Source organism: Cohnella sp. WQ 127256, assembly GCF_024519285.1.
GTDB lineage: Bacteria > Bacillota > Bacilli > Paenibacillales > Paenibacillaceae > Cohnella.
Map to the genome: position 1 here is coordinate 260,088 of NZ_JAMZCY010000009.1, position 11,170 is coordinate 271,257.

Consider the following 11,170-nt stretch of genomic DNA (forward strand, 5'->3'; position numbering starts at 1 on the left):
AACCTGTGACCTGCAGCTCCAATTGGAACAGACAGATACACAGGCTGGATGAATAATATGGATACATTATCTCACGACTGTAGGTGGCGCTGAGCTTCCACCGTAGGTGATCTTGCGACCTTTCTTTTGCTTCGAAGTCCCCATGACGCTTCCGATCCCCATCGCGAATGTAGGGATGCCAGCTGCGACCAGGACAAGCGCCCAATCGCGCAAGTCTAACGGAACGGTTTTGAATACGGGCTGTAATGGCTCGATATAGAGTACGGCAAGCATGAGGACAAGAGATGACAATACGGCTAGTACAAGAAACTTATTTTCCAATAACCTGCGGTGGAAAATCGATCGGGAGCTACGGCAATCAAACACGTGAATCAGCTGTGCCATGACCAATGTAGCGAAAGCAACTGTTTGTGCATGAATGAGCTGCTCTGGATGCCCCGCTCCTGCATTCAACGCAAGCACAAATGCCCCTAGAGTACAGACACCAATGAGAATACCACGGCTTATGATTTTCCAGCCTAGACGACGAGCAAATATATTTTCCTTGGCTGAGCGTGGCTTATGCTGCATAAGATCGCTCTCAGCTTGGTCTACGCCGAGTGCCATAGCTGGCAATCCGTCAGTGACCAAATTCACCCATAAGATCTGAATCGGAACGAGTGGCAACGGTAACCCCGCCATCATCGCCATGAACATCGTCATAATTTCTCCAACGTTGGACGCGAGTAGATACCTAATGAATTTACGGATATTCTCGTAAATCCCTCGCCCTTCCTCAACAGCGGCGACAATGCTCGAAAAATTGTCGTCAGCGAGCACAAGCGCGGACGCTTCCTTGGTCACATCCGTCCCAGATATCCCCATCGCGATGCCGATATCAGCTGCTTTAACAGCAGGCGCGTCATTAACGCCATCCCCCGTCATTGCCACCACGTGTCCACGCCGTTGCAGCGCTTGTACGATTCTCAGCTTATGCTCCGGCGATACACGGGCATACACTTGAACGTCATCCACGATTTTCTCCAGATCATCATCATTCATGTGTGACAGCTCAGATCCCGTTACGACACGGCTGCCGCGCTCCATAATGCCTAACGTCTTCGCGATCGCTTCCGCGGTTGTCCCGTGATCGCCCGTAATCATCACGGTCTTAATACCTGCTTGGCGGCATTTATTGATCGCTTCCTTAACCTCTCTACGCGGTGGGTCCATCATCCCTGTCAAGCCTACGAAAATAAGCCCGGTTTCCGCTTGCTCACTACTATCACATTCGTCATAGGACTTCACTTCACGATAAGCTAAGCCAAGTACTCGCAGTGAATCTCTGGCCATCGCTTCATTGGCCTGCAGTACCTTCGTTTTCAGCGTCCCTGTAAACGGAACAACCTGATCTCCCCACAATACATAAGAGCATTGTCCGACTAACAGATCAGGAGCTCCCTTCGTACAGATGAGCTTACCTCCTTGATGGGATACAAGGACAGACATCCGTTTGCGCTCTGCATCAAAGGGGAATTCCTTAATGCGTGTGTACAAGGTTTGGAGTGTGGATTTTGCGAGCCCTGTTTTGGCTGCGAGCACGAGCAAGGCACCTTCAGTCGGATCCCCTTTAATTCTCCATTCCAGTGAATCTCCGGTCGATTGCTCCCCTTTACCGGATTTACGTTTCTTCTGATCATCGCCTTTCTCTTGCTGGGACAAATCTGAGTTATTACATAGCGCTGCAATCTGGGTCAGCCTCCGCAGAGAAGGATCGCCCTTGACATCGATTCCTTTACCGGCTTCCCGTAGCACTCCAACCGGTTCGTAGCCTTCCCCCGTGACCTCAATCGTTCTTCCTCCGAGCCAGACCTGAGTCGTCGTCATTTTATTTTGCGTTAACGTTCCCGTTTTGTCTGAGCAAATTACCGAAGCACAGCCGAGCGTCTCAACAGAAGGAAGCTTGCGAACGATAGCCCTTCGCTTGATCATTCTCTGCACACCCAGAGCAAGAGCGATCGTTACGATCGCAGGTAGCCCCTCCGGAATTGCCGCTACAGCCAAGCTAACCCCCGCTAAGAACATTTCGTACATAGGCTGTCCGTGCAAAATACCTGCAAGAACAACAACGACGGTAAGAATAAGCGCCACAATGATCAGAATTTTACCAAGCTGCTCCAAGCGATGCTGTAGCGGCGTATCCGCCTCATCCGTCTGTTGAATGAGATCGGCAATTTTCCCCATCTCCGTATTCATGCCTGTTACGGTTACAACACCCTTAGCGGTTCCTCGGGTTACCATCGTGCCCAAATACCCACTGTTTCTGCGATCCCCAAGAGGAAGCTCAGATGCTGCAATACTTCCTGCTTCCTTAACGACCGGAACGGACTCTCCCGTTAAAGCTGCCTCATCAATGGAGCACTCATTACATTCGATAAATCGAAGATCAGCAGGAACCCGGTCCCCACTCTCCAGAAGCACCAAATCACCAGGGACAAGCTCACGGGCAGCGATTTGCTGATACTCACCTCCCCGGATAACTTTAGCCGATGGGGCGGACAGCTCTTTAAGTGCACGAAGTGAACGCTCTGCTCGATACTCTTGATAGAAGCCTAGAACACCATTAATCAAAATGATCGCAACAATAGTAAGGGCATCCAGCATCTCTCCGAGCAATCCAGAGACCACAGTAGCCCCTAACAGGACAAGTACCATAAAATCCTTAAACTGATTTAACAAAAGCTTGAGTGGTGATTCACCTTGCTTTTCTGCAAGCTCATTTGGGCCCTTGGCCTCCATGCGCTTAGCTGCTTCATCCTGCGTTAAACCTTTCTTGTGATCGGAATCCAGCACCTCGAACAGTTGCTCCTCACTAAGCTGATGCCATGCCTTTCCTTCCACAATGGTCATCCCCTTCCGTCTTATCCGCATTTATGACCTATATGTATTCAGACAAGCCGGGAAATATCCCCTAAGGTTGTCTACATTACTCATGAAAGCTTTCCCTTTGTATGGATGTATGGCATCATAGGAATACAGAAAATCACACATCCACAGGGATGTATTAGGAGCAATCGCTATGTCATTGGATGGAATCGTCACCCGAGCGCTAGTACACGAGCTGCAAACTTGCGTCAAAGCTCGTATTCATAAAATTTATCAGCCAACAGATAATGAACTCCTTCTGCATATTAGAGGGCAAGGTATAAATGGGAAGCTGCTACTGTCAGCGCATCCTTCGATGCCGCGTATACACTGGACCGAGCAAACCTGGGCGAATCCACAAGAGCCGCCTATGTTCTGTATGCTGCTGCGCAAATATTGTGAAGGTGGCGTAATCGAGGCAATTCGGCAGGTTGGATTAGAGAGAATCGTAGAAATTGATATTCGCCATCGTGATGAATTAGGGGACTCCTCCTTCAAAACAATCGTACTTGAAATTATGGGGCGTCATAGTAACTTAATTTTACTCGACCCGGTTACTGGCATCATTCATGATGGGATTCGACATGTTACTCCTGCCATCAGCAGTCATCGTGTCGTATTGCCTGGCAGCCTTTATGTGTCCCCGCCATCACAAGATAAAGTAAATCCGCTGGACGAATCCCAAGCTAGCTATGAAGCTATGCTCGCTCAATTTACTCAATTTCATAACGCGGATCAACAGGATCGTCTGAATAGCATCTCATCTGCACTGCTCAATGCCTATACAGGACTAAGTCCACTTCTTACCCGTGAGATTGCCTATCGGGCAACGGAACAACAACAGAGTGACTGGTCGATTTTCGAAAAAGTAATGAAGCAGGTTTCTCTGCATGAATACGAGCCGAACATTGTCGTCACGGATGAAGGCAAAGCCCTATTCTCAGCAATCGCATTAACGCAGGCTCAAGGAGAAATCCAAACCTTCGCGTCGATGCATGAATGCTTAGATGTATTCTACCGTGAAAAAGCTTCTCGGGACTTAGTACGGCAACGTACGACAGATTTGAATCGCTTCCTACTGAATGAAATGGCCAAAAATGAGAAAAAGCTGCTCAAGCTGAAGGATACGCTCAAAGAAGCCAACGAGGCAGATCTCGTTCGCCGGTTGGGTGAATTGCTTACCGCTCATCTGCATGCCTTCAAACGTGGCGATAAGTCCGTTGACGTCATCGATTATTACGAGGAAGACCAGCCAACGAGGTCCATTGCCTTGGATCATCTGTTAACACCTAATGAAAATGCGCAGCGTTATTTCCGTAAGTATAATAAGCTGAAAAACAGTCGAACGATTGTTACGGAGCAAATCCAATCGACCATGACGGAAATGGAATACTTAGCATCCGTGCTACAAGGTCTGGAATCCGCAACTCCGAACGATATTGGAGAAATTCGGGAAGAGCTTATCGAGCAAGGTTATATTCGCGAACGGGGTCTAAAGCGTGGAATGAAGAAGAAAAAGAAAAATACCCCCTCTATTCTTTGTTATACATCAAGTGAAGGAATTCCGATCTATGTCGGTAAAAATAATACTCAGAACGACTATGTCACCAACCGATTGGCGATGTCTTCTGACACCTGGTTACATACAAAAGACATTCCCGGCTCCCATGTTCTTATCCGCAGTGTGGAATTCGGAGAAGCAACTTTGCATGAAGCAGCTGTACTCGCTGCCTATTATAGCAAAGCGAAGGCTTCAAGCAGCGTTCCGGTCGATTATACCCGAATTCGTAATGTGCGTAAGCCGAACGGGGCAAAACCGGGGTTCGTCATCTATGATGGACAAAAAACATTGTTTGTCACACCGGATGAGAGCCTAATTCAACAAATGCCTTCAACTGTAAAAGCATAACCCCGATTGGTTCCTATTCGCCGCCCCTCTCCATGGCTTGGAGAGGGGTTTATTGCGTTGCGAGGAGCCGATGAACAACAGCAGCATCTACCGTACGACTGCCGATTGCGCCATGAAATGCGACTCCATCCCTAACGCCATGAAAATCTGAGCCGCCGGTCACGAGCTTGCCCCTGTTTTCCGCCCAGCTAACATATCGCTGTTCCATTTGAGCATCGTGATCGGAGTGGAAGGCTTCTAATCCATCCGCACCTGCATCGAGGATAGACAAAACTAAATCATCATCGGAATATATTCCTGGATGTGCAATAACAGCTTTGCCACCCGCTTCATGAATCCAGCGGATTGCCTCCATTGGAGCTATACGTGTCTGACTCACATAGCCCGGCATTCCTTCAGCTAGAAAACGATCAAATGCATCTCTAATATCTTGAACGTAGCCTTTATCGAGTAGAACTTGAGCAATATGAGGCCTACCTATGGATCTGTCCCTTTGTTGAGACTTGCCTGCAACTATTTCAAGCTCATCAAGAGAGACAGACATCCCCAATTGTCCTAATCTAGCTAATATCTCCTCGTTCCTATTATTCCTCACATTCCGAAGGGACTGCAGCCTTTGAAGCAATACAGGGTCATCCACTGCGATGCCATAACCGAGAATATGAATATCTTTGCCTTCAAAAGCAGTGCTCATCTCTACACCTGGAACGATGGTGATTCCATAAGCTTGCCCCGCTTCCAAAGCTTCCTTAATCCCAGCTACTGTATCATGGTCAGTGATCGCAAGAGCAGCCAAGCCCGCTTCCTTCGCCATTTGAACGTTGACGGCAGGTGTGAACATCCCATCTGAAGCTATCGTATGAGAATGCAAATCGGCTCTATTGTTCATGAGACAGCTCCCTCAAATTATCCAACAAAGCAGCGGCAGGCATGGAAAGCAAGGAAGATTGCAATCGAACCGCGTAAAACTGCCGCCTAAAGCTAATTCCCGCTATTCTCACAGGTCTAAGCAAACCAAGCGCAATTTCATGCTTAATGGTCCATACCGACAAGAGCGATAACCCTAATCCTGCCTCAACCGCCGACTTAATCGCTCCAGTGCTTCCAAATTCGCTTATCACATGTAATTGTGCTTCGGTAACGCCATGACGAAGTAGCTCTTCCTCCATAATCTGCCGGGTTCCCGAGCCTTTCTCCCTAAGTACCATCGGCTCACGGATGACCTCTTCAAGCGTTACATTTTCCCTCGTTGCATAAGGATGGTCGGCCGGCACAATTAACAACAACTCGTCATCCATAACAGGCTCGACGTCGAAGCCAGGAACATCACAAGGAGCTTCAATAATACCGAAATCCAGGCCTTGATGAGCGACGGCGTCAATAATTTCGGTCGTATTCATGACCTTCATGTCTACAGATACATCTGGGAATCGCTTCAAGAACGGTCCAAGCATTCTAGGTAATACATATTCACCTATCGTCAAGCTGGCGGCGAATTGTAGTCGCCCCTTTAATTCCTCTATATATTTAATCATCATCACATCAGTATCCCGCATCAGCTCTACCGCTTTACGAGCTTGCGGCAGCAGCCTCTGCCCAGCTTCCGTCAGCCCCAGCTTCTTAGTCGTCCGATTCAGCAGTTTGGTCCCGAATCGTTCCTCTAAGGCCTGCACCTGCATCGTAACAGCCGGTTGGGTCATGTGTAGAGTCTGAGCGGCTGCTGAGAAGCTCCCCCGCTCTGCCACTGTGTAAAAGATATGAAGTTGATGTACGTTCAGAGCCATGCCAGTTCCGCCTTCCACTCGCTATTTTATATATAGGATATCACATTAATTTCAGAAGCATTTCAGAAGCTTAGATATAAATAGCCGGGGGAGGTTACCCCTCCGACCCGGCTGTCTTGAAAATGATAAATGCCTTAACGGCGTTTACGGTTATTTTTAATTAGTGTCATACGCCGAGAGTGCCGCAACCAAGAATAATACGTTTTCAAATCTCGGAGCTCCATTGTTTCGGACATTCTACCTAGGAAGGTTACGATAATCATCTTATGCAGTGGATTGCCCAGTAAATCGGTTTCGGTCTCACTTATAGCGAACTCAGCAACAAATACGAGATCTTCATCGATCGTATACACATCCTGCTCATTCCGATAATAAGAGACGATACGATCTTCCTTCAGACATTCCCACAAATACTCGGCAATGTCAGAGTAACCAGTTTTCTCACTTTCGACCCGATCAGTCCAACGAGTACGAGCGTGATTGGTTATGACGATATCGACAACTTTCTTATCCCCTAGAACGACATGGAATGGCTCATAAGTATTCCAACGCTCCGTATTTTTATCCTTCACCGGGCTATCCCCTTCCCGATTCTAGGTATATTTACTTAATCTACCCATGAACACCTAGGAACTTAAGTCTATTTTACCGCATCTATTCCCGAGGATTCAACAATAAAATAAAATGTTCCTTATTCACTAGCTACCCAAGAACGATCCGATCATCTGACAATTGATGTCCACTAATTCGTTCAAATTCTCCTAGAAGCTGTGCGACGGTTAAGTTCGTTTTCCTTTCTTCAGGAATATCCAAAATAATACGGCCTTTATCCATCATAATTAAGCGGTTACCAAGTCGGATCGCTTGCTCCATATTGTGCGTTACCATGAGTGTCGTTAGCTTCATATCGCGGACAATCTCTTCTGTAAGACGTGTAATCAATTCTGCCCTTGCAGGATCCAAAGCTGCTGTATGCTCATCCAGAAGGAGGATTTGTGGCTTCGTGAACGTCGCCATTAGCAAGCTAAGCGCTTGACGTTCACCTCCTGATAATAATCCTACCTTGGCACTCATACGATTCTCCAGACCGATTCCTAAGCGTGAGAGCTGTTCGCGGAATAATTTCCGTTTCGCCGATGTCGCTCCCCAGCCCAGTCCTCGTCTTAGCCCCCGTTTATAAGCCATCGTCAAATTTTCTTCGATCGTCATACGAGGCGCAGTACCGGCCATCGGATCTTGGAATACCCGTCCGATCCAACGGCTTCTCTTGTACTCGGGAACTTGCTGAATCGCATTCCCATCGATTTTCACTTCACCGATATCGGGCTTCATTACACCAGAAATGAGATTCATTAAGGTCGACTTTCCGGCACCATTACTACCAATGACAGTAACGAAATCTGCAGGCTTAAATTTCAGGTTTGCATTCATTAAAGCTATTTTCTCATCCGGTGTTCCCGGGTTGAATAATTTAGTTACGTTTATCAAGTCCAGCATCAGGCATTACCTCCTTTACCAGGTAAGACCGAAGCCATAAGCTCCATAGTTCGTTTACGCGCAACCTTTTTCTGCCTCATGACACGACGAACATAAGGGACGACAAGTGCAACAATAACGATAAGGGCAGTAACCAACCTCAAATCTGAGGCAGGAAATAACTTGTTCCTCAGTGCCAAAGCGACAACAATTCGATAAACAATTGAACCGAGTACAACAGCTAGCGTCGCGATGAATACCGTCCTTGCTCCTAAGATGGCTTCGCCGATAATGACCGAAGCCAAACCAATGACGATAATCCCAACACCCATTGAAGTATCCGCAAAGCCGGATTGCTGTGCTATTAACGAACCAGAAACCGCTACCAATCCATTGGATAAGCTAATCCCAAGAATCTTAGTGCGGTCAGTGTTCGCGCCAAGGCTGCGAATCATTTTATCATTGTCTCCCGTCGCTCTTAGTGCAAGACCAATGTCCGTATGCAGGAATGCATCCAACAATAGCTTCACGATAATGACGGAGATTCCAGCAACAAGAATAAACAAACCTATCGGCTTCATGATCGGCGACAACAAAGTGTCCATGTTAACCATTGATGTATTTGGTTTCCCCATAATCCGAATGTTGATGGAGTAAAGGGCAATCATCATGAGGATACCCGCCAATAGTCCGTTAACTTTCCCCTTAGTATGTAGAAGTCCCGTACAGGCACCAGCCACTAGTCCCCCAGCAAATGCAGCCAAGGTAGCAAAGATAGGATTATAGCCTTGCGTGATCATAACCGCTGTGATCGCCCCTCCCGTTGCGTAGCTTCCGTCCACGGTTAAATCAGGGAAATCTAGGATGCGGAATGTGATATAAACCCCTAGAGCCATTAAAGCGTAGAGAAGACCCGACGCTGTGGCACCGTAAATCGAATCAAGCATAGTTTAGCCTCCTAAAGAGAGAAATGGGGTGAACGACGGGAGTCGTCCACCCCAATTTCTGTTACTGGATAATATTCGTTTCTTTGTCTTTAACTTTATCCTTCATAGCATCCGTAACTGTTATACCTTGTGCTTCTGCAGCTTTCAGATTAAGAATCAAATCAAGCTTATCTGGAATTGTAACTTTCATATCTGCAGGCTTCTTACCATTCTTAAGAACATCTACAGCCATTTGACCGACTTGGTAACCGTGGTCATAATATTTGAAGCCAACTGTTGCGAAAGCACCCTTCTCCACAGTATCTCTATCGCTTGAGAAGAAAGGAATTTTCTTATCATTGGCAACTTGAATGATGGATTCCACTGCGCTAACGACGCTATTATCTAGCGTAATGTAGATAGCATCGGCGCGACCGATTAACGATTCTGCTGCTTGCTTAACCTCGGAAGTATTAGCTGCTGCCGCTCTCACAAGCTTAATATCATGGGCAGCTAACGCTTCTTCAGCAATCTTCGCCATAATGACCGCATTCTCTTCACCTTCGTTAATAACAATACCTACGTTCTTAACATTCGGGAAATCACTTGCGATGAAGTCCATAAGATCCTTGATCGCTTGCGGATTTGTGTCAGAAGCTCCGGAAACATTACCACCTGGTTGGTCAAGGTTTGTTACGATGTTTGCTGCAAGTGGATCCGTTACTGCTGCGAACAATATCGGTGTATCCTTTACACTTTGTGCTACGGATAAAGCGGATGGAGTTGCGATACCGATAATGAGGTCATTTTTCTCTGCGGCAATTTTCTGAGCAATCGATAAATTGTTCGTGGAATCCGCTTGTGCGATATTGAGGTCTACAGTAAGGTTATCCCCTTCGACGATACCTGCATCTTTAAGCGCTGCCATAATTCCTTCACGAGTAGCGTCCAGCGAGGGATGCTCTACATATTGAGAAATCGCGATCTTGTACTTGGTCGCAGTAGCGTTCGATTCAGAAGGCGCAGCTGATGTCGTTGCTGACGCAGTCGCGGACGGTGATGCCGCTCCAGATTCTTTTGCGTTTTCATTTTTGCTTCCGCATCCTGCTACAACGAGTAGTGCTGCAGCGGATAGCATGACTGTAGATAATAATTTCTTCTTCATTTCATGACCCCTCTTCAATTTTTATTTTTTTCTTAATCAGCTTAAAGCTGTAACGCTTCCTCTAGGTACAGTAATACAATGAATTGTTACTAGTTTAATAGTCTATTTCACTATTAGTCAATTCTAATCTTTTTTATTTGATCGGCTAATTTAAAAAACAGAAAAGTTCTCTACATAATAGAGAACTTTCCCGCTGTATCGCATATTCCATATGATGATTTTACAATCCGTAAAACCGGGTTTTGTCAGGTACATTTTTCTCGTACTCTGTTTTTATTTCATTACGATAAGAGCGTTCAATCTTACGCACGAAGGGTAACCGCTGCAAGTTACGAACGGCATCCTCCGCCACATCTGCATTCATGTACATGACAGCATACTGCATTTTCCGAGACATGTAATGCAAAGTTCCGTATTTATCCAGCCCTCTGGCTGCTTTCGAATCGCTAAACCATACGATATAACCTGTCCGTTCGGCGAACATATCTAACCTCCTGCTTCAACTCAGATCTTAAGTTAACCACAGCCTCCGCTTCCGCATGAGCAGCTGCCGCCATTCCCGCAGCCTGATGCTTTGGGGTTCGGATTATTGTCAGGAACCTTAATGGTTTGCGACACGGCATGTGCCAACGTACGGGATATATCATTAAGCAATTCATCCAAAGAATTTTCCGCTGCTTTATACTTTCGCACGGATTCCACCTGGTCAAGTCGGCTTTCCGCCGCATACACTTCGTCCAGAGCGGCATTATAATCCGGATGAAACCTTCCAAACCGTTCACATTCAGCGAACTTCTCTTTCGCCTTGGCGAATTGCTTCGTTAGGTTCTGCACCTCGATGTCTTGACTCAGTTGTTCTTTCCAATACACATATTCCGCAGCAAAAGCGGACTTTTTAAGCGAATCCCCCAGCTCGAAGGCATGGGAAACGAGTAACGCCATATCCGCGTTCACGCTCTCCATAATACCTTGTTCTGCCGCAGGGAGGGTTTGAATCATGCTGGCC

At 46.8% G+C, this 11,170-nt stretch carries 10 protein-coding genes; 1 reads left to right on the forward strand and 9 read right to left on the reverse strand.

Translation table 11 applies throughout. The features are described 5' to 3' along the window. Nucleotides 1-66: 66 nt before the first annotated feature. Nucleotides 67-2,880, reverse strand: coding sequence for a calcium-translocating P-type ATPase, SERCA-type (locus M1K58_RS24530; RefSeq protein ID WP_256761521.1), 2,814 nt, complete (start codon nucleotides 2,878-2,880; stop codon nucleotides 67-69). Nucleotides 2,881-3,058: 178 nt separating this feature from the next. Here M1K58_RS24530 and M1K58_RS24535 point away from each other — a divergent pair, with 178 nt between their 5' ends. Beyond that, nucleotides 3,059-4,813, forward strand: a complete 1,755-nt coding sequence (locus M1K58_RS24535; RefSeq protein WP_256761522.1) for an Rqc2 family fibronectin-binding protein — start codon at nucleotides 3,059-3,061, stop codon at nucleotides 4,811-4,813. 49 nt (nucleotides 4,814-4,862) lie between these two features. On the opposite strand, the gene M1K58_RS24540 is transcribed toward M1K58_RS24535, so the two are convergent. From M1K58_RS24540 to M1K58_RS24575, 8 genes are all read right to left on the reverse strand, one after another. Next, entirely contained in the window at nucleotides 4,863-5,702 is an 840-nt protein-coding gene (locus M1K58_RS24540) for a PHP domain-containing protein (protein ID WP_256761523.1), read from the reverse strand. Beyond that, nucleotides 5,692-6,597, reverse strand: coding sequence for a LysR family transcriptional regulator (locus M1K58_RS24545; protein WP_256761524.1), 906 nt, complete (start codon nucleotides 6,595-6,597; stop codon nucleotides 5,692-5,694). The genes M1K58_RS24540 and M1K58_RS24545 overlap by 11 nt, the downstream gene beginning before the upstream one ends. Nucleotides 6,598-6,731: 134 nt before the next feature. Beyond that, a complete protein-coding gene (locus tag M1K58_RS24550) occupies nucleotides 6,732-7,169 on the reverse strand; it encodes a hypothetical protein (RefSeq protein ID WP_256761525.1) in 438 nt (145 codons plus the stop codon). Nucleotides 7,170-7,299: 130 nt separating this feature from the next. Further along, on the reverse strand, nucleotides 7,300-8,094 hold the full coding sequence (locus M1K58_RS24555) for an ABC transporter ATP-binding protein (RefSeq protein WP_256761526.1): 795 nt from the start codon (nucleotides 8,092-8,094) through the stop codon (nucleotides 7,300-7,302). Continuing rightward, a complete protein-coding gene (locus tag M1K58_RS24560; RefSeq protein ID WP_256761527.1) occupies nucleotides 8,094-9,020 on the reverse strand; it encodes an ABC transporter permease in 927 nt (308 codons plus the stop codon). Before M1K58_RS24560 ends, M1K58_RS24555 begins: the two co-directional genes overlap by 1 nt. 61 nt (nucleotides 9,021-9,081) lie before the next feature. Beyond that, the gene (locus M1K58_RS24565) at nucleotides 9,082-10,164 is read right to left on the reverse strand and encodes an ABC transporter substrate-binding protein (protein ID WP_256761528.1); all 1,083 of its coding nucleotides are present in this window, start codon (nucleotides 10,162-10,164) and stop codon (nucleotides 9,082-9,084) included. A 220-nt stretch (nucleotides 10,165-10,384) separates the two neighbouring features. Then, a complete protein-coding gene (locus tag M1K58_RS24570; RefSeq protein WP_256761529.1) occupies nucleotides 10,385-10,648 on the reverse strand; it encodes a YlbG family protein in 264 nt (87 codons plus the stop codon). A gap of 32 nt (nucleotides 10,649-10,680) precedes the next feature. Beyond that, entirely contained in the window at nucleotides 10,681-11,163 is a 483-nt protein-coding gene (locus M1K58_RS24575) for a YlbF/YmcA family competence regulator (protein ID WP_256761602.1), read from the reverse strand. Nucleotides 11,164-11,170 lie beyond the last annotated feature (7 nt).